This is a genomic window from Marmoricola sp. OAE513 (genome assembly GCF_040546585.1).
Classification (GTDB): domain Bacteria; phylum Actinomycetota; class Actinomycetes; order Propionibacteriales; family Nocardioidaceae; genus Marmoricola.
The window spans coordinates 2,068,850-2,093,008 of sequence record NZ_JBEPOC010000001.1; the positions used below are offsets into that span (position 1 = coordinate 2,068,850).

Genomic DNA, 24,159 nt, shown 5'->3' on the forward strand with positions numbered 1-24,159 from the left:
GTCAGCTGGTCTCGGGGAGGATCGCGTTCACGATGACGCCGGCGATCGAGATCACGATGGCGCCGAAGACCGCGGTCCAGAAGCCGTCCACGTGGAAGTGCAGCCCGAAGGTGTCGGCGACCTTGCTGGTCAGGAGCAGCATCAGCCCGTTGGTCACGAACAGCATCAGGCCCAGGGTGAGCACGATCAAGGGCAGGGCGAGCAGGTTGACGACCGGGCGCACGAACCCGGTGATCGCTCCGAAGATCGCGCCGACGATGACCAGGGAGACGATCTTGTCGGTGTCGGTGTCCGCCCCGGCGAGGCTGATCCCGTCGAAGAGCCAGACGGCCGCACCGACGGCGAGGGCGTTGGCGATGAGCCAGATCACGAACTTCGTCATGACCTCACCCTAGCGATCAGGCCGGAGGTCAGGTCAGTGCCGGCGGTGCTTCGTGGACGTGCTCCGGGTCGGCGTTGCGGGCGGCCTGCGCGACCAGGATGCCGGCCACGACGGCGACGCAGCCGATGACCGCGACCACGCCGAGGGACTCCCCGAACCAGGCCCAGCCGAGCGCGGAGACGCCGATCGGCTCCAGCATCGCGATCACCGTGACGGTCGTGGCCCGCACGAACCCGAGGGCGAACAGCTCGGCGAAGAACGGGATGACCGTGCCCATCACCACGACCCACCCCAGCACCACCCACAACGGCAGGTGCCCGCCGTCGAGACGACCGAGCAGCGAGACCCGGTCGCCCAGCGAGCCGGTGTCGAACCCGGTCAGCGGCACGACCACGTTGAGCGCGACCGTGGCGACACCGAACGACCACAGGATCAGCTGGAGCGGCTCGAGCCTCGGGCCGTCGCCGGACATCGCCGTCTCGCCGATCACGAAGTACGCCGCGAAGCACGCCGCAGCCGCGAGCCCGGCGAGCACGCCGAGCCCGTCGAACTTTGCTCCCTGCCAGACCTCCGTCGCTGCGGCCAGACCGCCGACCGCGAGCACGAGACCCACCCAGAGCGACCTGCTGACCTGCTCGCGCAGGACCACCCGCGCGTACAGCGCGACGAGGATCGGTGCCTGGTACTCGAGCAGCAGAGCCATCCCGACGGGCAACCGGTCGATGGCCACGAAGTAGGTCCACTGCAGTGCGGCGACCCCGACCAGGCCGTGCGCGAGGACGAGGACGAGCAGTCGGCCGGTAGGACGCTGCAGCGAGCTGCGGCGGAACACCAGGGCGACGACGAGCAGGATCAGGAAGGTGAAGGTCGCCCGGATCGAGGTCAGCATCGCGGCGTCGACACCGGCACGCAGGGCCACCCGCGAGACGCCCGCGTTGACCGTGAACAGCGTCGCCCCGAGGACGACCAGCCCGACTCCGAGAGTGGGGCTGCGACGGGTCACCCGACCACTCTAGGGGCGTGCCGGGGAGGGCGATTTGGCGGGGCGAGTCCCGGTTGCGGGTGATTTCGGGTGTCACCCGGGCGGCTGGCCGGGCTAGGCCAGCAGCAGGCCCGGGCAGGCCGCCTCTTGCGCCGGACCGGTCGCCTGCAATCTAGTGACCCCAAGCAGCAGCCGCGACGCCAGGGGAGGGAGCACCACAGACGCCGAAGCTAGCCCCCAGACGTTGGATCGGGCGGTCAGTGCCAACCCCCCCATGGTGCACGGCCGTCACTGAAACGCTCCAACGCGGCTTCGGAAAGGCGCGTGCCCGGGAGTGGGAGCTCCCGGGCACGCGGCGCGTTCGTCTGCTTGGCAGCTCGTCGCCTCAGCGCTCGTCGTTGCGGTGCAGCGCCTCGGGGAGGCTCAGCGTGAAGACCGACCCGCCGCTGCGCCCGGGTGCGTAGGAGATCAGTCCGCCCTGCCCCTGCGCGAGCGTCTGCACGACGTGCAGGCCCAGGCCGGTGCCGACCTTGGCGGTGCCACCGGCACGGGAGAACTCGCGGAACAGGTGCGGCCGGAACTCCTCCGGCACGCCGCTGCCCTGGTCCTCGACGTCGATGCAGACCAGGCAGTCGTGCTCGGTGCTCGGCCGGATCCGGATGCGGACCGGTGGCTCGCCGTACTTGTGGGCGTTGGAGATGAGGTTGCCGAGCATCTGCTGGAGCCGCAGCGGGTCGGCGCGGATCCAGCGCCGATCGCTGACCTCGACGAGGGAGGTGTGCAGCGGCTGGTCCTCGATCACCGCCTCGACGACGACGGCCGGGTCGATGTCCTGGCTGTCGATGCGCAAGGTGCCGCGCTGGACCTGGGCGGCCACCAGCAGGTCGCCCGTGATGCCGTCGAGCAGGCGGGCCTGCCGTGAGATCGAGTGCAGCATGCGGTCGACGTGCACCTGCTCGAGGTCGTCCTCGAGGAGCGTCTCGGTGATCGCGCAGAGCACGGCGACCGGACCGCGGATCTCGTGCGCGGTCGTGGCGATCGCGTTGCGCACCTGACCGAGCGCCTCGCCGATCTCCTGGAGGTAGAGCAGCAGCGACGTCGCGCTGTGCCGCAGGGTGACCTGGATCGGGCTGTCGTGCAGGGTCGCCTCGAACTCGACGTCACCGGTCAGCCTGGTGTTGACGATCGCAGCGGCGATCTCCGGGTTGATGCTGTGCAGGGGTTCGCCGACCCGGGCCTCGGCGTCGATGATCGCGCGGGCGGCCTCGTTGATGGAGACCAGCCGGTACGGCGGCTCAGCGCGTACCTCGATGACACCGAACGGTGCCAGGGACAAGGCGTCCAGCGCGGACGGCTCGACCACCGGCGCCGGCGCGACACGGGGCCGCGACGTCGTGGGCGCCAACGAGATGCGCGTCGAGGTGTCGACGGGGACTGGCCCGATCGGGCGGCCGTCGACGATGTCGCGGATGGTGTCGAGGATGCGCCCCAGCGAGGTGCCCTTCTGCAGGTAGCCGTCGGCACCGGTCGCCATGGCGCGCTCGGCCATCTGCGCGGCCTCGAAGCCCGACAGCACGATGATGCGTGCCTCCGGGGCGAGCGCGCGGATGTGCGGCAACGCCTCGAGCCCGTCCATCACCGGCATCGAGAGGTCGAGCAGCACGATGTCCGGGACGGTCTCGCGAACCATCTCGATGCCGGCCTGGCCGTCGCCGGCCTCGCCGACCACGGTCATGCCGCCCCGGATCAGGGCGAAGCGCAGCAGCTCGCGGAGGTCGGCGGTGTCGTCGACGATCACGACGCGCAGCGTGTCGGTCTGCACCATCTCGGAGGTCATTCGCGGGTGCTCGTTTCTGCAGGTGAGGTGGTCGGCTCAGGGATGTCGAGAGCGGCAGGAGCACTGCGGACGAGGCCGTGCCCGCTCTCGGCGGACCCGAGGAGGTCGGTGATGATCCGGCTCGCTGCGGCGATGGAGGACGTCAGCGCCTCCTGAGAGCGGCCCGGCTGGTTGAGGTCGAGGGCCATCTTGGCGACGACCAGTCCCTGCAGCACGGTGTCGTTGAGCTCGAGGGCCTGACGCTCGCGCTGGCGCAGGTCGTCGAAGAGCTGGGCGCCGTGCATCAGCGAGGAGTAGTTGCGGCGCAGGGTCCAGTAGTACATCGCGGTGAGCGCGCCGACGACGTCCCAGATCGCCAGCGGCCAGCCCCAGGCCGTCCGCATCGCGAGTCCCTGGGTGTCGCTGATCCCGAAGGTCGGGAGCAGCATGTGCAGGGCGTGCGCACCGTGGTGGACCGAGCAGGTGAAGAAGATCGCGCCGGTGGCGGCGCCGAGCGGGTTGGTCCGCAGCTGGTGGCTCTTCGCCAGCGGGACGACGATCGCGAGGGTGATCAGGAAGTACGCGACCATGATGACGGCGTTGCAGGCCATACCGATCTGCCAGGACGTCATGCTCCGGCCCCGCTCACCGTGAGGGCCCCGAGGAGGACCGAGGAGGCGATCATCCAGGCGCACGCCGAGCGGGGCCAGAAGTCGAAGGAAGACAACCGCAGGTCGACCGCGCGGCCGAGCCGGAGCATCCGGACGCACGCGACGACGACAGCGATCTCCCAGCCGGCGCAGGCCAGGTCCCAGGGACCGAGAGCCTCAGGGGTCGGCATCAGACCGAGCGGAAGCCCGACGGTGCGGGTCGCGGCCCAGAGCGCGACGACGGCGGCGTTGCCGACCAGGCCGACGAGAAGCAGCCTGCGCGACGGCGTCAGCACGACGGCGACGGACCAGAGGATCTGCGCGATCGCCGAGAAGGCGAAGAACAGACCGAAGAGCGGGAGCTCGCGGAAGTGCGCCGGCCCCATCGCGGCGTGCACGCCGGACGCGGCCGTCGAGCTGATCACGGCGATCGGCAGCAGTGCGGCGCCGGTCGCTCGGCGCACGGTCGAGAAGACCAGCGGCGGCGCCACCGTGGCGACGCCGAGCGAACCGGAAGCGATCTGACGGTGCAGCTCGGCGACGCGACCCTCGTGCTCGTCGCGGGGTGGCTGGAGCCGCCGTCCTCCGACCAGCTGCGGCCCCAGGAGCACTCCCAGGCCCAGCAGGCCGATCACCAGGACGGCGTAGTGCACGCCGTGCGCGAGCGAGCCCGCACCGACCGACAGCACGTTCATCGGTTCCCTCTTTCCCACCACCGCACATCCCCCGATGCGGCGGCCCCTGCGTTCAGGGTAGTCCGGAAAGGGACTAACGGACCAGATCATGCGAAAGAATGCCGAAATGGCTAAACCGGACATAGTCCGATCGGGTCAGGCGTTCGCCTCGGTGGGGGTGCGCACCCGCTCCGCCGTGATGACGATCGCCACCGCCACGACGATCACCGCTCCGCCGACCAGGATCGCACCGGTGACCGGCTCGTCGAGGATCAGGTATCCCAGGACCACCGCGACCACGGGGTTCACGTAGGCGTAGGTCGCGACCAGCGAGATCGGGGCGTTGCCGAGGAGCCAGACGTACGCCGAGAACGCGACCATCGACCCGAACACCACCAGGTAGCCCCAGGCCAGCCAGGTGTCGGCCGAGTAGCTGAACGGGTCGGGACGTTCGCCGCGCACCAGCCCCGCGACGAGGAGGATCGCGCCGCCGGTCCACATCTCGTGGACGGTCATCACGAACGCGTCCTCGGGCAGCGGGAGCTTCGGCTGGACCCAGGAGCCGAACGCCCAGCACATGCTGGCGAACAGCACGATGCAGGCAGCGAAGAACGGCACGTGCTCGTCAGCCGCCCCGGCACGCCCGGCCAACACCAGGTAGCAGAGGCCGGCCATCCCGAGGACGATGCCCAGCACGCTCAACGGACGGGGGCGATCGCCGGCGGAGAACCGCAGCACCGCGATGACCAGCGGGGCGATCGCGATCAGCAGGGCCGTGACGCCGGACGGGGCTCCTTCGTCCTCGCCGACGGACACGAGACCGTTGCCCAGGACCGGGAGCAGCAGGCCGAGGGTGGCGCACCCCAGGAGCTGGCGCCGGGTGACCAGAAGTCGTCGCCAGCCGCCCTGCCCGCGCCCGAGCAGCGCCAGCAGCAGTCCGAGCAGGACCGCCGCGACGAGGTAGCGCGCGCCCATGCCGGTCAGCGGCGGCGCCTCCTCGACGACCACCCGGATCGCCAGGTACGTCGAACCCCAGACCACGTACACGATCACCAGCGCGGTGATGACCAGCCCGGCTGCTGCGGCTGCTCGCGCAGGCACGGTCGGGGTCGCGGTCACCGGATCACCATGCCGCACCGGGTCGTCGGCACGCACGTGAATTCCCGGCGGGGCGACAGTAGGTAGACAGAAGAAAGGTTACCGACGGGTTGGTTCGTCTCCCGGCACCCGGCCCGGTTACGGTGAGGGGGACACGTGGTCTGGATCACACCTCGTGCGCCACCGATGTACGGGGCATCCGGACCAGAACTGCCGACGCGTCGAGCGGAAACCCCGGTCGTCGCTGATCCTCAGGAGAAGTCGAATGGGCCTGAACGACCCTGTGCACCCCGAGCCTGACCTCGTCCAGCTGCTGACGCCCGAGGGCGAACGCGTCGATCACCCGGACTACGCCTTCGCGGTGCCGGACGGTACCGACGAGGCGGAGGTGATCCGCGGGTTCTACCGCGACATGCTCCTGACCCGCCGGATCGACACCGAGTCGACTGCGCTGCAGCGGCACGGCGAGCTCGGGCTGTGGGCCCAGCTGCTCGGTCAGGAGGCGGCGCAGATCGGGTCCGGTCGCGCGTTCGCGCCGCAGGACTTCGTCTTCCCGACCTACCGCGAGCACGGCGTCGCCTGGTGCCGCGGTCTCGACCCGCTCCAGGTGCTCACCCTGTGGCGCGGCAGCGAGCACGGCGGCTGGGACCCGGCCGAGTACAACTTCGCCAACTACACCGTGGTGATCGGCGCGCAGACGCTGCACGCCACCGGCTACGCGATGGGGGTGCAGCGCGATGGCCTGGTCGGCACGGGCGACCCGGAGCGCGACACCGCCGTCGGCGTCTACTTCGGTGACGGTGCGTCCTCCCAGGGTGACGTCAGCGAGGCGATGGTCTTCGCGGCGTCGTACAACGCGCCGGTGGTCTTCCTCTGCCAGAACAACCAGTGGGCGATCTCGGCGGGCAGCGAACGGCAGAGCCGGATCCCGCTCTACCAGCGGGCCAGCGGCTTCGGGTTCCCGGGTGTCCGGGTCGACGGCAACGACGTGCTCGCGGTCAATGCGGTCACCCGGGCTGCGCTGCAGCGGGCCCGCGACGGTGAGGGGCCCATGCTGATCGAGGCGTTCACCTACCGGATGGGAGCGCACACGACGACCGACGACCCGACGCGCTACCGCACGAGCGACGACGTCGAGCACTGGAAGCTGAAGGACCCGATCGCGCGGGTGCGGGTGTACCTGAGCCGCAACGGCCTGGCTGCTCCGGAGTGGTTCGCCGACGTCGACGAGGAGGCCGACGAGCTGGGCCACCGGTTGCGAGAGGGGTGCAAGGCGCTGCCGGATCCTGACCCCGTCGGGATGTTCGACCACGTGTACGCCGAGCAGACCCCGGAGCTCGCCCGGCAGCGGGCGGACTTCGTGGCCTACCGCGACTCGTTCGCGGAGGTCGTGGCATGACGAGGATGACGTTGGCGAAGGCGTTGAACGCCGGACTGCGCGCCGCCATGGAGAAGGACGACAAGGTTCTGCTGATGGGGGAGGACGTCGGCAGGCTCGGCGGAGTCTTCCGGATCACCGACGGGTTGCAGAAGGACTTCGGCGAGGACCGCGTGCTCGACAGCCCGCTGGCCGAGTCCGGGATCATCGGCACCGCGGTCGGCATGGCGATGCGCGGCTACCGGCCGGTCTGCGAGATCCAGTTCGACGGGTTCGTCTACCCGGCGTACGACCAGATCGTCAGCCAGGTCGCGAAGATGCACTTCCGCACCCGCGGGATGGTCACGATGCCGCTGGTCATCCGGATCCCGTACGGCGGCGGCATCGGCGCGGTCGAGCACCACTCGGAGTCACCGGAGGCGCAGTTCGCGCACACGCCGGGCCTCAAGGTCGTCACCTGCTCGAACCCGGTGGACGGCTACTTCATGATCCAGCAGGCGATCGCCTCGGACGACCCGGTGATCTTCCTCGAGCCCAAGCGGCAGTACCACGCCGACAAGGTCGAGGTGAATGAGGGAGCCGAGATGTCCGACATCGCGCCGCTGTTCACCTCGACGGTCGCGCGGCCGGGTTCGGACCTGACGCTGCTCGCCTACGGACCGATGGTGAAGACCTGCTTGAAGGTCGCCGAGGCGGCCGCGCTCGAAGGGCGCTCGATCGAGGTCATCGACCTGCGGTCGCTCTCCCCGTTGGACCTCGGTCCGGCCGAGGAGTCGATCCGTCGCACCGGTCGCGCCGTGGTCGCGCACGAGGCGCACCGCAACCTCGGCATGGGGGCGGAGATCGCTGCCCGGCTGGCCGAGTCGTGCTTCTACTCGCTGGAGGCACCCGTGCTCCGGGTCGGCAGCTACGACACCCCGTACCCGCCGTCGCGGATCGAGGAGGACTACCTGCCCGACCTGGACCGGATCCTCGACGCCGTCGACCGCACCTTCGAGTTCTGAGGAGCTGACGTGAACGAGCGAAGCGAGGACCGAGGATGAGCGACTACCTGCTGCCCGACGTGGGCGAGGGTCTCACCGAGGCCGAGATCGTCACCTGGAAGGTCCAGGTCGGCGACGAGATCAAGATCAACGACATCGTCGTGGAGATCGAGACGGCCAAGTCCTTGGTCGAGCTTCCCTCCCCGTACGCCGGCGTCGTGGAGGCGCTGCTGGTCGAGGAGGGCATGACCGTCGAGGTCGGGACGCCGATCATCAGGATCAACGACGGGGTCGCCTCCCCGGTCGTCGAGCCTGGCTCCCCGGTCGTCGAGCCTGGCTCCCCGGTCGGCGAGCCTGCCGAGACGCTCGACCTGTCGAACCCTGCCGCCACCGGCCGGGTCGAGGGCGAGTCTCTGGTCGGCCGCAACAAGGCCGAGCGTGGCGCCGTACGGAGGAAGCGCCTGGCGGCCTCGGCGACCACGGTGGCCGCCCCCTCGGTCGTCGAGCCTGTCGAGACGCCCGCCTCCCGCGCACACACCCCCGTCCACGTGCTCGCCAAACCCCCGGTCCGCAAGCTCGCCCGCGACCTGGGCGTCGACCTGACGACCTGCCGCGCGACGGGACCCGGCGGCTCGGTGTCGCGGTCGGACGTGGAGGCGGCGGTGGGCGTGGCGGCTCAGGACGTCCCGACGGGCTCGACGACCGGGGGCCGCTCGACGAGTGGGGGCCCCACGGCGACGGGTGACCGGGAGTACCGCGAACCCATCAAGGGTGTCCGCAAGATGATGGGCGCCGCGATGGTGGCGTCCGCCTTCACCGCACCGCACGTCACGGAGTGGGTGACCCTCGACGTCACGCGGACCAGCCAGTTTGTCGAACGGCTGCGCGGGCGCCGCGAGTTCGCCGACATCAAGGTCTCGCCGCTGCTGATCCTGGCGGCCGCCTGCATCCGCGCGATGCGCCGTACGCCGGTGATCAACTCGACCTGGGACGACGCCGCGCAGGAGGTCGTGTTCAAGAGCTACGTGAACCTCGGCATCGCGGCGGCCACGCCCCGTGGTCTGGTGGTGCCCAACATCAAGGACGCCGACTCGCTCTCGCTCCTCGAGCTGGCCGGCGCGCTCGGCGACCTGACCACCGTCGCCCGCGAGGGGAAGACGCAGCCGGCCGAGATGGCCGGCGGCACCTTCACGATCACCAACGTCGGCGTCTTCGGCATCGACGGGGGCACCCCGATCATCAACCCGGGGGAGTCGGCGATCCTCTGCTTCGGTGCGACGAAGCGGCAGCCCTGGGTCGTCACCGACGGCGACGGCAACGAGTCGATCGAGGTGCGTGACGTGTGCACGCTGACGCTGTCCTTCGACCACCGGCACGTGGACGGCGAGAGCGGGTCGAGGTTCCTCGCCGACGTCGCCTCGATGATGGAGGACCCGGCCGCCGCGCTGCTCTTCTAGGCCCGGGAGAGTTGTGTGCCTCAGCGCGTCGCGGACGACGCGCTGAGGCACACAACTCGGAAAAGCGTGAACCGGCCCTCCGCGAACGGCGCCCTGTTCCCCCGAACCAGGTGCTGAACGCGGAGGACCGGAATCCCCACGCTTCTCCGACGGGTCACGGTGCAGGTGTCCCGCCGCCATACCTCCAACGACGGAGGGCGGGGCAGGTCACGCGCTGGTGTGCGGTGTCACGAGTCCTTGAAGCTGATCATCCCGGTCAGGGTCGGCATGTACGCCGTCCCGTCGGGGCCGAGGTAGATCGCGGCGTAGTGGTTGTTCCACTGGATGCCGTTGCCCGTGCGCTGCTGCCACTTCGTCGCACCGGTGCGGACGTCGATGGCCGTGAAGTACCAGGAGTCGTCCAGGAAGTTCGACTTCGGCTTGGCGTAGACGTAGAGCAGACCTGCTGCCAGCGACACCTTCGGGACCGGGGTCGGCGAGACGATCGGGTTGGTCCAGTCGACCTGGCACGAGTTGTCGGGGTTGATCGAGACCTTGGCGACACCGCCGGTCGAGGTGGCGCCGAACATGGTGCTCTGGACACCTTCGTAGCCGTAGTTGTTCTCGACGATCACCGATCGCGGCCCGTTCGGCAGGCCTCCGGCGTAGATGAGGCTGTTCTCGGTGTCCGAGGCGCCGGCCCCGAAGACCGGGACCTTGCAGAGCAGCTGTCCCGGGTTGGCGCCGTCGCGCTTGTAGAACAGCACGTTCATCCGCGGCTCGGCGTTGTCGGTGATCGCGACCAGGTCGTCGCCGATCACCGTCACAGTGGTACCCGAACCCTGCGAGAGCTGGCCGGACTTCTGCTGGGTGCCCCGGTCGTAGGCGGCTTCCCACCGGGTGCGTGGCTGCCCGGAGGCGTCGGCTTCGACGGCGTACAGCTTGTGGTCGGTCACGATGTAGATCGCGCCGGACTCGTCGCCGGAGATCGAGTTGTAGATGCCCTCGCCGGCCGGGAACTGCATGGTCTTGATCGAACCAGTCTCCGGGTTGATGACGCCGACCTGGCCCTTCTGGGTGACGTAGAAGATGTTGCCGTCCCAGTCGGGCAGCGTGGCGACCATGCAGTCGTCAGCAGCCATCTTGGGGGACGCGTCGAAGCTGCCGAGCTTGGTGAAACCGGCCTCGTCGACGCGGACCTTCCACACCTGCTTGTCGATCGTCAGCACGTAGGCCACGTCGTTGTCGTCGAGCGAGAAGTAGGTGCCGCCGCAGATGTCGGTGAAGGGGTTCTGCAGGGTGAGCAGGTTGCGCTTCGAGGTCGTGAGGTCGGACCCGATCGTGGTCAGCTTGGTCGGGTTGATCAGCCGCATCTTGAATCCGCCCAGATCCCCGCAGAGGCCGACCATCCGGCCGCGGGAGTCGAACGCGACGGTTGCGCACTCGGACACGCCGTACCAGGCGGACCGTGCCTTGAGCTTGTGCCCCAGCGGCCCCAGTCCCTCGTAGGCGTCCGAGGCGTAGGCGTCGTTGTGCATCGAGTTGGTGCCGTTGGCGGCGAGGTGCGGGTTCTGCTTGATCGCCTCGTGCGGGAGCGGGTTGGCGGTGACCGCGGTGCCGGTGAAGGGCTGGGTGAGGAAGTCCGTCGGCAACGCCGGGATCGGCAGCTGGCCGTTGGCAGCGCCGATCTGTGCGGGCACCAGCACCGCGATCGAGGCGAGCAGGGCGACAGCGGCGAGGCGAGGGCGGTTCATGTCATCTCCAACGGCTGGAACGGCCCGAGGGTACGGGCCCGGAGGCTCCTTTTAACAAAGCCTGTTGTTACAACGGTGTCAGGACGGGAACGTCGTCCGCTCGTCGCTGCGGGGCGGGACGACGTTGAGGATCGCGTCGGTGCCGCCGTCGACCAGGATCATGGTGCCGATGATCAGGCTCGAGTCGGGCGAGAGCAGGAAGGCGATCAGTGCGGCGACCTCCTCGGCCCTGCCCGGCCGGCCCATCGCGTTCGGGTAGACGTCGGCGAACGGGCCGAACACGGGGTCCTTGCGCAGCTCGTCGGTCATCGGGGTGGCGATCAGTCCCGGCGCGATGGAGTTGATCCGGATCCCGCGGCCGCCCCACTCCGGCTTGACGGACTCCCTGCGGGCCCAGCTGGCGAGCGCGAACTTCGAGACCGGGTACAGGTTCACCGCCTCGTGCTCGGTCGCCAGACGCCGGGCGGTGTCCTCGTCATCGGCGAGGAGCGCGGCGACGATGTCGTCGGCGGCCCAGCCCGGCTGGCACGTCACCGAGTTCGACGCGATCAGGACGACCGATCCGGCGTCGCGCAGGTCGAGCAACGGCTTGAGCCCCGCGGCCAGCGCGACCGCTCCGAAGTAGTTGACCGAAATCAGCAGCGCTGGGTCCGTGCCGGTGAAGCCGGCGATCCCGGCACACGGCACCAGGCCGTCGATGCCGTCCGGCGACAGCTCGGTCACCTGGCGGACCGCCTCCACGCGACCCGCCGGCGTGCTCAGGTCGGCCTCGACGTCCGCGTTGCGCAGGTCGATGCCGATCACCCGGTGTCCGTCGCGCTCGAGCCGGTTCTTGGTCGCCGCGCCGATCCCGGAGGCGGCGCCGCTGATCACGTAGGTACTCACGCGCCTAGTGAAACTGAAACAGGTTCTAGTGTCTAGGTGCTGACCGAAAGGGTCAGCTGGGCGGCGGAGTGGCGAAGCGCAGCGACCGTACGGCGACGAGCGAGGTGACGTCGGAGTGCGCCAACGCGGAGAGCTCGTGCTCCAGGACCGCGCCGACGCGCTTGCAGAACGCCTCGGCCTCCTCAGCCGCGTCCGGGTTCTCGGGGATCATCCGGTCGACGACGCCGGCGGCCCGCAGGTCCACCGCTCGGATCCGCTGAGCGCGCGCCATCTCCGGGGCGTGCACGGTGTCGCGGTGCACGATCGCGCTCGCGCCCTCCGGTGGCAGCGGGGACAGCCAGGCGTGCTGGGCTGCGACGACCCGGTCGGCCGGCAGCAGAGCGAGCGCTCCACCGCCGTTGCCCTGGCCGAGCATCAGGCACAGCGTCGGGGTCTCGAGCGTGACGAGGTCGGCGAGGCTGCGGGCGATCTCGCCGGCGAGCCCGCCCTCCTCGGCCTCGGGACTCAGCGCTGCGCCCGGGGTGTCGATCACCGTGAGCAGCGGGATGCCGAGCTCGACGGCCAGCCGCATCCCGCGGCGGGCCTCGCGCAGGGCGCCGGGACCCATCGGGCGGTCGGTGGTCTGGCCGCGGCGGTCCTGGCCGAGCAGCACGCACGGGGCGTCACCGAAGCGCGCCAGCGCGATCATCAGTCCCGGGTCGGCCTCCCCCTGGCCGGTGCCGTTGAGCGGGACCACGTCGGTGGCGGCGTACCGCAGCAGGCGTCGTACGCCGGGCCGGTCCGGTCGCCGGGAGCGCACCACCGCGTCCCAGGTGTCCACCTCGTCGATCTCCTCGTCCGGGGCGGGCTCGTCCGGCGCCGCCGGCCGGGACAGCAGGATCGACAGCGTCCGGTCGAGCAGGTCGGAGATCTCCCACGGCTCGACGACACCGTCGATGATCCCGTGGGCGTAGAGGTTCTCCGAGGTCTGCACGTCCTCGGGGAACGGCTTGCCGTAGAGGGCTTCGAAGACCCGTGGACCGAGGAAGCCGACGAGGGCCTTCGGCTCGGCGATGGTGACGTGGCCGAGAGAACCCCACGAGGCCATCACTCCGCCGGTCGTGGGGTTGCGGAGGTAGACGAGGTACGGCAGGCCGCTGCTCTTGTGCGCCGAGACGGCGGCCGAGATCCGGATCATGTGCACGAAGGCGGGGGTGCCCTCCTGCATCCGGGTGCCGCCGCTGACCGGTGCAGCGAGCAGGGGGATGCCCTCGGCGGTCGCCCGGGTGATGCCGGCGACCAGGCGGGTGGCCGATGCCTGCCCGATGGACCCGGCGAGGAAGCCGAACTCGCACGCGATCACCGCGACCCGGCGTCCGCGGATGGTGCCCTCGCCGGTGATCACCGACTCGTCGACCCCGGACTTCTCGCGGGCGGAGGCCAGATCCGCGCGGTAGGTCTCGTTGATCTCGCCGTACTCGGGCGGGGTGTCCCACGTCGTCCAGGACCCCTCGTCGAGGACGAGTCCGATCAGGTCGCGGGCGCTGAGGCGGGGCATGGGCCGAGGGTACGCGCCCCAGTGGAGTCGCAGACGAGCTTGCTCGGATGGCGGCGGTGCGAGCAGCGTCGAGGAACGAAGTGACGATCATCGGCGCGGCTTGGGAGGATGGACCCGTGCTGATCAGTGTCGAGGACCCCGCGCGCGACGACATCTCCGCCCTGCTCGCCGAGCACCTCGCGGACATGTTCGCGACGTCGCCCGCCGAGAGCGTGCACGCCCTCGACGTCGCCGGGCTCCAGGTGCCCGCGGTGACCTTCTGGTCGGTGCGCGACGACGACGGCGTCCTGCTCGGGTGCGGCGCTCTCAAGGAGCACAGCGTGACCGAGGCCGAGATCAAGTCGATGCGCACCACGGCGGCGGCCCGCGGTCGAGGTGTCGCGGCCACGCTGCTCGCCGAGCTGGTCCGGGTCGCCGGCGAGCGCGGGTACGACCGGCTCAACCTCGAGACCGGGGCCGAGGACTACTTCGCGCCGGCCCGGCGGCTCTACGCGCGCCACGGCTTCGTCGAGTGCGGGCCGTTCGCCGACTACGTGCTCGACCCGAACAGCATCTTCATGACCCGGGAGGTCCGACCCGCTTCTCCATCAGGCTGACCACGTGCCCGTTGGCCTCCTGCTGCCCGACCTCGACGAAACCGCGGGCCCGGTGGAACGCGAGCGACGCGTCGTTCGGGGGCTCGATGTTCACCTCCAGGCACAGCACCGGGCCGCGCTCGGCGGCACGCGCCTCGAGCTCGTCGTAGACCCGCGACCCGATGCCGGTCCGTCGCGCCGAGGCGTCGAGGACGATCCGGTCGAGGTAGAGGAAGCCGGGGTGGCGCGCTGAGAACCACTCGAAGTTCGGTCCGTCGATCCCGGCGCCGTCGGCGAAGGTGATCACGAAGCCGACGTCGCGCCCCTCGTGGGAGATGACGGCGGCGGTCTCGGCGGCAGCGACGAGCTCGACCAGACGAGGTTCGTCCAGCGGCGCGAGCAGCTCGACGTTGGTCTCGTTGAGGTCGAGCACCAGGGCGTGGTCGCCCGGCGTGATGGGGCGCAGCAGCGAGGACTCGGTCACCCTCAGCACCCTACTGACACCACGAGGCCCGGCCCGCGATGCGGACCGGGCCCTCACGGGGGAGGAGGTTGGCTGCTACTTGATCTTCACCGTGGCGACGACCCGGACCGGCGTCGTCGTCTTCGTGCCCCGGTAGTAGACGCCGTAGGTGCGGGTGCCCTTCGGCAGGTCCTTGCCGACCTTGATCCGCACCGTGCCGTTGACGATCTTGCCGCTGGCGACGGCCTTGCCCTTGCGCCGGATGTCGACGGTGGCTCCGTTGACGAGGCCGCCCGGAGCAGAGGGCGTGACGCGGATGAACGTCTTGTCCGTGCTCTTGTAGGTCTTCGACGAGATCTTGAGGGTCGTCTTGACCGGGACCACGGTGATCGACACGGTGCCGTTCTTCGAGGCGCCGAGGCTGTCGGTCACCGTGTAGACCAGGTTGACCTTCCCGACGAAACCGGACGGCGGTGCGTAGGTCATCACCGCGCCGTTGACGACGGCTCCGGGAGCGCTGGTCGAGTACGTGACCGCGTCACCGTCCGGGTCGCTGCCCGGCAGGGTGAGCGTGTACGCGCGACCGGCCGGCGAGGTCCGGTTCGTGCTCAGCGCGATCGGCGAGCGGTTGCCCGTGAAGGTGTACCGGACGCCGTCCCAGGTGATGTCGGTGACCTGGCCGTTGCCGCCGGTGTCGGAGAAGACGCCGAACGCCAGCACCTTGTAGGTCTTGAACGACGACAGGATGTCGCCCAGCAGGTACGGCGTGTTGGCCGACAGGTCGCCGACGGCCTTGCTGCTGACCCACTGCTGTCCGACGTCGACCCGCTGGGTCGCGCCGACCGCGGCGGAGTTCGCCGGGCGCAGCGTGGTGAACACGGTGCTGCCGGAGTTCGGGTCCTCGACGAACAGCGGCACCTGGAAGTACGCCGTGCCCGCGGTCACCGTGTACGACGCCGAGGTGAGCGCGTCGGTGAGGTTCACGTTGCGGGCGTCCAGGGTGCTCGAGTTGTTCGCGTAGCCCTTGATCACCTGCGACTTGGTCGCGCCGAGGTTCAGCACGTTCGAGTCGGTGGCAGCGGTCGCGTTGCCGCCGACGGCGCCCTGGTGCCACCCGGCGTACGTGCTCTCGTCGGGGGCGATGTCACGGACCTTGACCAGCGACGTGGTGCCTGCGGCGGGGGTGTCGGAGAAGTTGTAGCTCCGGGTGCCGAAGGTGATGTTGCTGACCGTGCCGGAGGTGCCCGGGTTGGTCAGCACGCCGACCGCGATGACCTTGTAGTCACCGAGGGCGGCGATGATGTCGCTGAGCTTGGCGTCGGTGTTGGCCGGGATCCCGTCCAGCGCCTTGCTCGACTGCCAGTTGTCGTTGAGCGTGAACGTGTTCTTGCCCGCGCCGGCGCCGTTGTTGCGCAACGTGGTGAACTTCAGGCCGCTGCCGTCGTCGAACTTGACCGGCACCTGGAAGAACACCGGGTCCGAGCCGGCGGCAACGGTGTAGCTGGCCTCCGGCAGCACGAACTGGAGGTTCGCGTTCACGGCGTTCAGGGTGTCGGAGTTGTTGCTGAAGCCCTTGATGACCTGCGACTTGCCGGCCAGCACGAGACCGTTGCTGGTGACCTGGGCGCGCGCGGTCGCGTTGGCGTAACCCTGGTGCCAGTCGACGTAGTTCGACGGGGTCTCCTCGGGCTGCAGGTCGCTGTTGTCCACCGCGACCTGCGTGGTCGGCGTCGCGGCGAAGGTGTAGGTGTCGCCGTTGAAGGTGATGCCCTGCACCGTCGCGGAGCCGCCGGTGTCGGTGAGGACACCGAACGCCAACGTCTTCGACTTGTGCGCGTTGACCGCCGCGATGATCGTGTTCAACGAGGTCGGCGTGTTCGCCGTGATCGTGCCGATCGTCTTCGAGGAGATCCACGAGTCCGTGCCCGCGATCGGCGCGTTCCCGCTGTGCGCCGCCTCCGGGCGCAGGGTCGTGAAGACGCCGGCCGTGGCGTCGCTGTCGTCGGTGTCGACGAAGAGCGGCAGCTGGAAGTGCGCGGCGCCCGCGGTCACGTTGTACGTCGTGCCGATCAGGGCGCTCACGTTGGCGTTCACGCCGCCGATGGCCAGGTTCGCGTTGTCGTTGTTCGCGTAGCCGTTGATGATCTGGGACTTCCCGCGCAGCGACAGGCCCCCCGCCGTGATCGCGGCGTTGAGCTCGGCGTCGGCGTAGCCCTGGTGCCAACCGGCGTAGGTGCTCTCGTCTCCGCGGATGTCGCCGGGGTTGACGGTGATCGATGCGGCCGTGGCGGGTGCTGGTTGTGCGACCAGCAGCAAGCCGGTGACCACCGCACTGGTCACGGTTCCTGCAGCGAGGCGGCGACGGAGACTCCGTGCCTGGTTTCCGAGTTTCATGGCACTCCTGTGACTGGGGGGAATGGTGGTGCTCGGGCCAGTCATGCAGGCGTCCGCAGGGGGTGGAAAGGCTTTTTCACGACCCCGATAATTTTGAAAACCGGACAGTTCAGGAATTCAGGGCGGGCCCCTGCTCCTGCCACCACTCCAGCACCGGCCGTACGGCGGCCACCTCGGAGCGCGCGAGCAGGTTCTCGTCGACCGACCCGCTGAGCCCGAGGGCGACCGTGACGCTGCCCCGGGCTTCCGGGTCTCCGAGCTGGTCGAGGAGCTCCTCGCTCGGCTCGATCGACTCCGGCGAGTGGCCGCGGGAGTTCCACAGCGCACGGCGTACCTCGGGGTGCTGCTCGGCCAGTGCCAGCGCCTCCAGCCGGCCGGGATCCCCCGGGGGGATGAGGTACTCGTGCAGGTTCGCCAGCCGCATCCGCCAGAGGGGATCCTTCTCGACCTCGAACACGTCGAGGAGCGCCGCCTCGACCGTCTCCTGGACGCCGGCGACCATGAGCAGCAAGGACGCCTCGTGCCGCTGCAAGCGGGACCGTCCGCCGAGGGCGGTGTCGACCAAGGGCTTGGTGATCTCGTCCTCGAGCTTCGCGGAGGCCCAGGCAGGAAGATCGCTGCAGATCTGGTCGCGGCGGGCGATCAGCTCGGACCGCTTCACCGCGGGATCGGGGCGCGCGCTCCGGTCGCGGAGGACGTCCTCGATCCAGGCCGCACTCTGCTGCGCGGCCGCGGTTCCGGAGTCTCGCAGCTGTTGGGCCAGGGCGCGTGCGACTGCGGGTGCCGGTCGGAGGACCAGGCTGACGGCGTCGCCGATCATCCCGGTGCTGTCCGCGGCGACCAGTGCCATGAACTCCTCGATGAGGGCGACGTCGACGCGAGGCATCGAGGCCAGCAGGTGCATCGCCTCGAACCGGAGGATGTAACCGGGTCCGATCGAGCGCGCCAGCTCGACGAGCAGTCGCCGGGCGATCAGGCGGGTGTTCGCGGGCGAGAGGTAGAAGTAGCCGTTGCTGGAGGCGAAGGCAGCCAGCGCGTACCACTCCGAGCCGGTCACCTCGCGCCCCAGCACGACCCGGTCGAGGATCAGGTAGATGTCGTCGGCACCGATACCCTCGGTCACGTCGAAGGTCGGCGTCGGGGAGAACGCGTCCTCGGTCGCACGCCGCTGCCGGTCGTTGAGCGCGAACAGCAGGAACGGCGGCAGGCCGGCGCCGTCCTCGTAGGCGCGCAGCAACCGGTAGGAGCTGCCTGACTGGCCGTACTCCCAGCGGCTCAGGCGACTCGCTGAGGCGGTCAGACGTCGGCGTTCGAACGACCCGACGAACTCGCTGCGGCCGACGTCGTCGCTGCACGCACGCAGGCGGGTCACGCGCATCACCCACCGCGTTCCCTGGTGCAGCAAGGATCCAACCGCCTCGGTCTCAGAAGGGACTTGCGACCCTACGTGCGACCCCCGTCAGCTGCAGCACATCACGGATAGCGGATGCCGGTGGCCATCTCGCTCAGTTCCCACAACGCCGAGAGAGCAGCCGGGTCACCGACGAACTTCCTCCGCGGCCTGACCACCGTCGGCAGCCCGGCCATCTGGCCCCACCCTGCAGGGCCCACGTAGGTTCCGCCCGGGAGGTCCGCGGTCGCCGCCATCAGCGTCGGCAGCGCACCGAGCTCGGCTGCCTGGCCCAGGAACCTGGTCGCGGTGACCATGACCGCTCCCTGGAAGCCTCCGGACTTGCCCATCAGCTCGGTCGCCGAGTACCCGGGGTGGGCGGCCAACGAGGTGACCGGGAGGCCGGCAGCGCTCAGCCGGCGCTCGAGCTCGAGGGCGAACAGAAGGTTCGCGAGCTTGGACTCGCCGTAGGCGCCCCAGCGGGAGTAGCGGCGGGCGGAGACCCGGGGGTCGTCGAGCGGGACCCGGCGGGCGATCCGGTGTGCCTGCGAGCCGACGGTGACCACACGCCCCCCGCCGGAGGCGACCAGCTGCGGGAGCAGCAGGCCGGTGAGCAGGAACGGTCCGAGGTGGTTGGTGCCCAGCTGCATCTCGAAACCGTCGACCGTGCGCGCGTAGGGCAGCGCCATCACGCCGGCGTTGTTGACCAGCAGGTCGAGCGGACCGAGCGCTGCCGCCTCGGCCGCGCCGCGGCGTACCGAGGAGAGGTCGGCGAGGTCCACGATGACCGGGGACAACCGGGCCCCTGGCACCGCCGCGGCGATGTCGGCGGAGGTCGCGTCCAGCTTGGCCTGCGAACGAGCCACCAGGACGACCTCGGCCCCGGCGCGCGCGAGCTCGAGCGCGGTGCTGGTGCCGAGCCCGGCGGTCACTCCGGTCACCAGGGCGCGGGTGCCGGTCAGGTCCGGCATGTCCTCCAGGGTCCAACCGGGCGCGCCGGTACGACGCGGACTCACGGCGTGACGGTGAAGCTGCTGAGCACGGCGCGACCGAGGGCCTCGTCGCCCTCGAAGGACGGGTTGGTCGCCTCGATCCCGCGGCGTCCACCGGAGAGCACGACGAACTCCTCGGCGGTCAGCGAGATCGCCACGGTCGGCGAGTCGACGCCCTCGACCAGCGCGGCGCGACCGTCCTCGCCGATCACGGCGGTCCAGGTTGCGTCCGCGTCGGTGATCCGGATCCGGACGCTGGTGCCGACCGGCGGCGCGACCCGCTTGCCGAGCACCATCGGCAGGGCGCCGCCGAACTTGGCGAGCGTGTGCCGTGCGGTCACGGTGTCGTAGTCGCCCGGTACGCCGATGGCGCGGCGGATGTCCTGGTTGTGCATCCAGATGTCGAGGGGGCGGTTGGAGAGCAACGTGTCGTTGTTCCACCCGATGCCGCCGGGGGTGCGAGGTGGTGACGCCTTGCCGTCGGTGGGCGGGTCGGCCTGCAGCTCGGCGTACCGGGTGGCGGCGGCCGTCTCGATCTCCTCGGTGAGCTCGGCCATGCTCCGCTCCCGGCGGGCGAGCACGCCCTGCTCGGTGTAGAGACCGCCGAGGTCCTTGATGTGCGGGGCCTCCTCGACCGCGAGGGTCTCCTCGGGGCCGCCGGCCAGGACGCCCTCGAGGTGGGCCGTGTGCGCGACGTTGTCCTTGACGCTCCAGCCCTCGAGGTCGGTCGGCAGGTGCCACTGGTCCTCCGGGACGTCACGGGCCAGCGCGACGAACTCGGCGATGGCGGTGCGCCAGGTCTCGACGAGCTCGGACAGGCGGGAGGCATCACTCATGGCGGCAGCCTAGGACACCGAAATCGCGTGCGGGAGTCGCAGTCCGCGGTTACGTTCGGAGGCATGGCAGGGCAGTACGAGCGGTTCGTCGCTCTCGGCGACTCGCAGACCGAGGGTTGCAACGATGTGGGGCCCGACGGCCGCTGGCGGGGGTGGGCCGACCGGTTCGCCGAACGGCTCGCCGAGACCACCAGTCCGGGCCTGACCTACGCCAACCTCGCGGTCGGCGGATGTCGCGCGAAGCACGTGCTCGACGTCCAGGTGCCGGCAGCGCTGGCGCTCGAACCCGACCTGGCGTCGGTCTGCGTCGGGATGAACGACCTGCTCCGCCACGACTTCGACCTCGCCGCCACCGCAGCGCAGATCGAGGCCTCGTTCGCCGCTCTGCGCGCGACCGGCTGCCGAGTCTTCACCGTCGGCTTCCCCGACGTCGCGCTGATGCTCCCGGTGATGGGCTGGCTGCGACCGCGCGAAGCCGAGCTGAACGACCGCGTCGGTGAGGCAGCCGCGCGCCACGACGTCGACGTGCTCGACCTATTCAGCCTCGACCTGGCTGCGGATCCAGGGATGTGGAGTCACGACCGGATCCACGGCAGCGCGCTCGGGCACGAGCGGATCGCCGCAGGTGCCTGCGAGCTCTTCGGCCTCCCGGGTAGCGACCACTCCTGGGCGCAGGTCACCGGGGCGGTCCCGCGCGGTCTGGGCGTCGTACGCCGCGACGCCTGGTGGGTGGCCAGCTTCGTCGGCCCCTTCCTGGTCAAGCAGGTGCGCGGCCGCGGGCAGGGACCGGGTGCCAAGAGACCCCAGCTGCTGCCGGTCCTTCCCTCGGAGAACGACGACGGCCGCCCCACCCTTGCGGGTGAAGCGGCCGTCTGAGCAAGCCCGGTCATCGAGCCTGCCGAGATGTCAGAAGCTGGCCTCGTCCAGCTCCATCAGCGACAGGTCGGTCGCCTCGGCGATCGCGACCTCGGCGGTGAGCTTCGGCAGCTGCTGGCGCGCGAAGAACTGCGCAGCGGCGACCTTGCCCTCGTAGAACGCCTTGTCCGCAGCGGAGACCTCGCCACCGAGCTTCTCCAGCGCGACCTCGGCGCCGCGGAGCAGCAGCCAGGCGCAGACGACGTCACCGAGGACCATCAGCAGGCGGGTGGTGTTGAGACCGACCTTGTAGATGTTCTTGATGTCGCCACCCTCGGCGGACTCGTCGGCGCTCATCAGGGTGCCGATCATGCCGGTGGTCAGCGCGCCGGCGTCCTCGAGAGCCTTCGCGAGCAGCTCGCGCTCCACCTTGAGGCGACCGTTGCCGGCCTCGCTCTTGATGAAGGCGTCGATCTCGTTGTTGATGTGGGTCAGCGCCTTCGCCTGGTCCTTGACGATCTTCCGGAAGAAGAAGTCCTGGCCCTGGATCGCCGTGGTGCCCTCGTACAGCGTGTCGATCTTGGCGTCGCGCACGTACTGCTCGATCGGGTACTCCTGGAGGAAGCCGGAGCCACCCAGGGTCTGCAGCGACTCGGTGCCCAGCAGCACCCAGGAGCGCTCCGAGCCGTAGCCCTTGACGATCGGCAGCAGCAGGTCGTTGACCTTCTCGGCGAGCTCGTCGCGCTCGCCGTTGTGCTCGGCGATCTGGATCCGGTCCTGGTACGACGCGGTGTAGAGCACCAGCGCACGCATCGCCTCGGAGAACGCCTTCTGGGTCATCAGGGACCGGCGGACGTCGGGGTGGTGGGTGATGGTGACCCGCGGGGCCGCCTTGTTGGCCGACTCGGTCAGGTCGGCGCCCTGCTCGCGGCTCTTCGCGTACTCCAGCGCGTTCAGGTAACCGGTCGAGAGGGTCGCGATGGCCTTGGTGCCGACCATCATCCGGGCGTTCTCGATGACCTGGAACATCTGCGCGATGCCGTTGTGCACCTCACCGACGAGCCAGCCCTGGGCGGCCTCGCCGCCACCGACGGAGGAGTCACCGAAGGTCACCTCGCAGGTGTTGGAGACCTTGATGCCCATCTTGTGCTCGACGTTGGTGACGTAGGCGCCGTTGCGCTCGCCGGTCAGCTCGCCGGTCTCGAGGTCGAACTTCCACTCGGGAACGATGAACATGCTCAGGCCCTTGGTGCCCGGGCCGCCGACGCCCTCGATGCCCGCCGGGCGGGCGAGGACGAGGTGGATGACGTTCTCGGTCATGTCGTTGGTCGCCGAGGTGATGAAGCGCTTCACGCCGGTGATGTTCCAGGTGCCGTCGTCGTTCAGCGTGGCCTTGGACCGACCCGCGCCGACGTCGGAGCCGGCGTCCGGCTCGGTCAGCACCATGGTGGCGCCCCACTGCTTGTCGACCATGAACTGGGCGATCTTCTTATCGCGGTCGGTGCCGTTGTTCCACACCACGCCGGCGAAGCTCGGGCCCGCGGCGTACATCCAGATCGGGGCGTTCGAGCCGAGGATCAGCTCGCCCATGGCCCAGTTCAGGGTGGAGGGGCCCGGCGTGCCGCCGAGGTCCTCGTTGATCTGCAGGCGCCAGAACTCGGAGTCCATGTAGGCCTTGTAGGACTTCTTGAAGGCGTCGGGCAGCGGCGCCGCGTTCGTCTTGGGGTCGAACACCGGCGGGTTGCGGTCGGAGTCCTCGTACGACGCGGCCAGGTCCTCGCGGGACATCCGGTCCATCTCGGCCAGGATCGTGCGGGCGGTCTCGCTGTCGACAGCCTCGAAGGGGCCCTGTCCGAGGACCTCGTCGCGCTTGAGCACCTCGAAGAGGTTGAACTCGATGTCCCGCATGTTGCTCTTGTAGTGGCTCACTGACCCACCCTTTTCAGTCTCGTGCCCTCGTGACGGGGCCTGCCACGGCCGACTTTGCTACCGACCGGTAACAACAAGTATGCGCTTAGGGAAGCAGGCGTGCAAGCGGAACGGCAGGTCGTGTGACGAAGGCCAAATCCCCTGTGCGCAAGGGGATCAGGGGAGTTCAGAGGTTTGCTGAACGATCTGAGACCGACCAGTGCCAGAACGGGGCACCGACATCAGCTGGGGGAACTCAGGTCCGCCCTCAGGCGCTCGACCCGGCGCTTGTGCTTGAGCCTCTTGGCGTCGAGCCGTTCGTTGGCGGCGCGGAGCTCGACGACCTCGGCGGTGAGCCGCTCGACCTCGGCGGTCGCGCGGGTGAGCAGCTCGGCCACTGCCTCGAGCTGGTCGCTGCGACCTGCGCCGACGCCGGCTGAGGCAGCGCTCGCGTTGATGACCGAACCCTGCAGGTCGAAACCGCGGTCGGCGATCAGCTTGGCCCACGCGGTGGTGACGTCGAGGACCCACTCGGGGTCGAGCTCGGCGCGCAGGGCCGGGGCGGTGAACGCCTCGGGGCGGGGTAGGTCGGTGACGCCGGCGGCGCCGAGGAGCGCGGTCCAGCTGGCGTCGGGGTCCTGGTCCACGGAGATCACGTGCACCCGCTCGGCATGGATCGCGCGGGTCCAGCCCTGGAGGATCCGGCCGAGGTCGTGACCGGCCCAGAACTCCTCGGCCTGCCAGTGCTCACGGGACGGATCGGTGAGTCGCGCGGTGTACTTCTTCAGCGGGGTGGTGCTGCCGTGCGCGAGACCGGCCTGCCAGGCGGCGTACACCTGCGTGGGGAGGTCGCGGACGAGCAGGACCAGGTGTACCTCGAGGTCACGCAGACCGGTCAGGTGCAGCGCGATCTTGTCGGCGTCGGCGCGAGAGATGTCCGGCGTGCTGACGAGCGAGACGCCCTTGTGCTTCCAGATCTGGTCCTCGATCTCGTGCCAGGCGCCGGTGGGCACGGAGACACCCCGCTCGGCGAGCTCGAGCGAACGCCCCTGCAGGGCGTCGGCGAGGAACGCCGTCCCGGGGTCGGCGGGGCCGATGTGCCAGATGACCTTGCGTCGTGTCATGCCACGAGCGTGGTCCGGGCAGGTGGACGGCGGGTGAACGCGGAGGG

The 24,159-nt window shown here is 69.8% G+C and carries 21 protein-coding genes; 5 read left to right on the plus strand and 16 right to left on the minus strand.

What is annotated here, in order from left to right; translation table 11 throughout:
- Position 1: 1 nt before the first annotated feature.
- From ABIE44_RS10455 to ABIE44_RS10480, 6 genes are all read right to left on the minus strand, one after another.
- Positions 2-382 (minus strand): phage holin family protein, encoded by a 381-nt coding sequence (locus tag ABIE44_RS10455; RefSeq protein ID WP_209718450.1) that lies wholly within the window; start codon positions 380-382, stop codon positions 2-4.
- 28 nt (positions 383-410) lie between these two features.
- The gene (locus ABIE44_RS10460) at positions 411-1,385 is read right to left on the minus strand and encodes an EamA family transporter (RefSeq protein WP_209718448.1); all 975 of its coding nucleotides are present in this window, start codon (positions 1,383-1,385) and stop codon (positions 411-413) included.
- A gap of 364 nt (positions 1,386-1,749) precedes the next feature.
- Positions 1,750-3,201: a response regulator gene (locus tag ABIE44_RS10465; protein ID WP_209718444.1), complete on the minus strand. Its 1,452-nt coding sequence runs from the start codon at positions 3,199-3,201 to the stop codon at positions 1,750-1,752.
- Positions 3,198-3,812, minus strand: coding sequence for a hypothetical protein (locus tag ABIE44_RS10470; protein WP_209718441.1), 615 nt, complete (start codon positions 3,810-3,812; stop codon positions 3,198-3,200). Before ABIE44_RS10470 ends, ABIE44_RS10465 begins: the two co-directional genes overlap by 4 nt.
- The gene (locus tag ABIE44_RS10475; protein ID WP_209718425.1) at positions 3,809-4,525 is read right to left on the minus strand and encodes a hypothetical protein; all 717 of its coding nucleotides are present in this window, start codon (positions 4,523-4,525) and stop codon (positions 3,809-3,811) included. The genes ABIE44_RS10470 and ABIE44_RS10475 overlap by 4 nt, the downstream gene beginning before the upstream one ends.
- A gap of 135 nt (positions 4,526-4,660) precedes the next feature.
- On the minus strand, positions 4,661-5,623 hold the full coding sequence (locus ABIE44_RS10480; protein ID WP_209718423.1) for an EamA family transporter: 963 nt from the start codon (positions 5,621-5,623) through the stop codon (positions 4,661-4,663).
- 244 nt (positions 5,624-5,867) lie between these two features.
- Here ABIE44_RS10480 and pdhA point away from each other — a divergent pair, with 244 nt between their 5' ends.
- Genes pdhA through ABIE44_RS10495 form a run of 3 tightly spaced genes read left to right on the plus strand, consistent with a single transcriptional unit; the run spans position 5,868 to position 9,420 of the window.
- Positions 5,868-7,001 carry a pyruvate dehydrogenase (acetyl-transferring) E1 component subunit alpha gene (gene pdhA / locus ABIE44_RS10485; RefSeq protein ID WP_209718420.1) on the plus strand — a complete coding sequence of 378 codons (1,134 nt, stop codon included), beginning with the start codon at positions 5,868-5,870 and terminating at the stop codon, positions 6,999-7,001.
- Entirely contained in the window at positions 6,998-7,984 is a 987-nt protein-coding gene (locus ABIE44_RS10490) for an alpha-ketoacid dehydrogenase subunit beta (RefSeq protein ID WP_209718417.1), read from the plus strand. Before pdhA ends, ABIE44_RS10490 begins: the two co-directional genes overlap by 4 nt.
- Before the next feature lie 35 nt (positions 7,985-8,019).
- Positions 8,020-9,420: a dihydrolipoamide acetyltransferase family protein gene (locus ABIE44_RS10495; RefSeq protein ID WP_209718413.1), complete on the plus strand. Its 1,401-nt coding sequence runs from the start codon at positions 8,020-8,022 to the stop codon at positions 9,418-9,420.
- Between the two features lie 227 nt (positions 9,421-9,647).
- Here the strand turns inward: ABIE44_RS10495 and ABIE44_RS10500 are convergent, their stop codons facing one another.
- From ABIE44_RS10500 to ABIE44_RS10510, 3 genes are all read right to left on the minus strand, one after another.
- Positions 9,648-11,153: a PQQ-binding-like beta-propeller repeat protein gene (locus ABIE44_RS10500; RefSeq protein ID WP_209718410.1), complete on the minus strand. Its 1,506-nt coding sequence runs from the start codon at positions 11,151-11,153 to the stop codon at positions 9,648-9,650.
- Positions 11,154-11,231: 78 nt separating this feature from the next.
- The gene (locus tag ABIE44_RS10505) at positions 11,232-12,038 is read right to left on the minus strand and encodes an SDR family oxidoreductase (RefSeq protein ID WP_354437988.1); all 807 of its coding nucleotides are present in this window, start codon (positions 12,036-12,038) and stop codon (positions 11,232-11,234) included.
- A gap of 52 nt (positions 12,039-12,090) precedes the next feature.
- Positions 12,091-13,575: a carboxyl transferase domain-containing protein gene (locus ABIE44_RS10510; protein ID WP_209718407.1), complete on the minus strand. Its 1,485-nt coding sequence runs from the start codon at positions 13,573-13,575 to the stop codon at positions 12,091-12,093.
- A 116-nt stretch (positions 13,576-13,691) separates the two neighbouring features.
- Here ABIE44_RS10510 and ABIE44_RS10515 point away from each other — a divergent pair, with 116 nt between their 5' ends.
- Positions 13,692-14,171 carry a GNAT family N-acetyltransferase gene (locus tag ABIE44_RS10515; RefSeq protein ID WP_354437989.1) on the plus strand — a complete coding sequence of 160 codons (480 nt, stop codon included), beginning with the start codon at positions 13,692-13,694 and terminating at the stop codon, positions 14,169-14,171.
- Here the strand turns inward: ABIE44_RS10515 and ABIE44_RS10520 are convergent.
- From ABIE44_RS10520 to ABIE44_RS10540, 5 genes are all read right to left on the minus strand, one after another.
- Complete coding sequence (locus tag ABIE44_RS10520) at positions 14,131-14,634, minus strand: GNAT family N-acetyltransferase (RefSeq protein WP_209718401.1); 504 nt, start codon at positions 14,632-14,634, stop codon at positions 14,131-14,133. The genes ABIE44_RS10515 and ABIE44_RS10520 overlap by 41 nt on opposite strands.
- 75 nt (positions 14,635-14,709) lie before the next feature.
- On the minus strand, positions 14,710-17,007 hold the full coding sequence (locus tag ABIE44_RS10525) for an Ig-like domain-containing protein (protein ID WP_209718398.1): 2,298 nt from the start codon (positions 17,005-17,007) through the stop codon (positions 14,710-14,712).
- 109 nt (positions 17,008-17,116) lie between these two features.
- Positions 17,117-18,385, minus strand: coding sequence for a hypothetical protein (locus tag ABIE44_RS10530; RefSeq protein WP_209718395.1), 1,269 nt, complete (start codon positions 18,383-18,385; stop codon positions 17,117-17,119).
- Between the two features lie 95 nt (positions 18,386-18,480).
- A complete protein-coding gene (locus ABIE44_RS10535) occupies positions 18,481-19,413 on the minus strand; it encodes an oxidoreductase (protein WP_354437990.1) in 933 nt (310 codons plus the stop codon).
- Positions 19,410-20,225, minus strand: a complete 816-nt coding sequence (locus ABIE44_RS10540) for a maleylpyruvate isomerase family mycothiol-dependent enzyme (RefSeq protein ID WP_209718392.1) — start codon at positions 20,223-20,225, stop codon at positions 19,410-19,412. The genes ABIE44_RS10535 and ABIE44_RS10540 overlap by 4 nt, the downstream gene beginning before the upstream one ends.
- Before the next feature lie 63 nt (positions 20,226-20,288).
- Here ABIE44_RS10540 and ABIE44_RS10545 point away from each other — a divergent pair, with 63 nt between their 5' ends.
- Entirely contained in the window at positions 20,289-21,101 is an 813-nt protein-coding gene (locus ABIE44_RS10545) for an SGNH/GDSL hydrolase family protein (protein ID WP_209718389.1), read from the plus strand.
- A 30-nt stretch (positions 21,102-21,131) separates the two neighbouring features.
- On the opposite strand, the gene ABIE44_RS10550 is transcribed toward ABIE44_RS10545, so the two are convergent.
- Together ABIE44_RS10550 and ABIE44_RS10555 are read right to left on the minus strand one after the other, a co-directional pair.
- Positions 21,132-23,009 carry an acyl-CoA dehydrogenase gene (locus ABIE44_RS10550; protein WP_209718386.1) on the minus strand — a complete coding sequence of 626 codons (1,878 nt, stop codon included), beginning with the start codon at positions 23,007-23,009 and terminating at the stop codon, positions 21,132-21,134.
- A 221-nt stretch (positions 23,010-23,230) separates the two neighbouring features.
- Positions 23,231-24,112: a hypothetical protein gene (locus tag ABIE44_RS10555; RefSeq protein ID WP_209718383.1), complete on the minus strand. Its 882-nt coding sequence runs from the start codon at positions 24,110-24,112 to the stop codon at positions 23,231-23,233.
- Positions 24,113-24,159 lie beyond the last annotated feature (47 nt).

Coding starts and splice junctions, on each gene's coding strand:
- ABIE44_RS10455 (WP_209718450.1), bottom strand. CDS start 382: ATGACGAAGTTCGTGATCTGGCTCATCGCCAACGCCCTCGCCGTCGGT.
- ABIE44_RS10465 (WP_209718444.1), bottom strand. CDS start 3,201: ATGACCTCCGAGATGGTGCAGACCGACACGCTGCGCGTCGTGATCGTC.
- ABIE44_RS10470 (WP_209718441.1), bottom strand. CDS start 3,812: ATGACGTCCTGGCAGATCGGTATGGCCTGCAACGCCGTCATCATGGTC.
- ABIE44_RS10475 (WP_209718425.1), bottom strand. CDS start 4,525: ATGAACGTGCTGTCGGTCGGTGCGGGCTCGCTCGCGCACGGCGTGCAC.
- pdhA (WP_209718420.1), top strand. CDS start 5,868: ATGGGCCTGAACGACCCTGTGCACCCCGAGCCTGACCTCGTCCAGCTG.
- ABIE44_RS10490 (WP_209718417.1), top strand. CDS start 6,998: ATGACGAGGATGACGTTGGCGAAGGCGTTGAACGCCGGACTGCGCGCC.
- ABIE44_RS10495 (WP_209718413.1), top strand. CDS start 8,020: ATGAGCGACTACCTGCTGCCCGACGTGGGCGAGGGTCTCACCGAGGCC.
- ABIE44_RS10500 (WP_209718410.1), bottom strand. CDS start 11,153: ATGAACCGCCCTCGCCTCGCCGCTGTCGCCCTGCTCGCCTCGATCGCG.
- ABIE44_RS10510 (WP_209718407.1), bottom strand. CDS start 13,575: ATGCCCCGCCTCAGCGCCCGCGACCTGATCGGACTCGTCCTCGACGAG.
- ABIE44_RS10525 (WP_209718398.1), bottom strand. CDS start 17,007: ATGAAACTCGGAAACCAGGCACGGAGTCTCCGTCGCCGCCTCGCTGCA.
- ABIE44_RS10530 (WP_209718395.1), bottom strand. CDS start 18,385: ATGCGCGTGACCCGCCTGCGTGCGTGCAGCGACGACGTCGGCCGCAGC.
- ABIE44_RS10540 (WP_209718392.1), bottom strand. CDS start 20,225: ATGAGTGATGCCTCCCGCCTGTCCGAGCTCGTCGAGACCTGGCGCACC.
- ABIE44_RS10545 (WP_209718389.1), top strand. CDS start 20,289: ATGGCAGGGCAGTACGAGCGGTTCGTCGCTCTCGGCGACTCGCAGACC.
- ABIE44_RS10555 (WP_209718383.1), bottom strand. CDS start 24,112: ATGACACGACGCAAGGTCATCTGGCACATCGGCCCCGCCGACCCCGGG.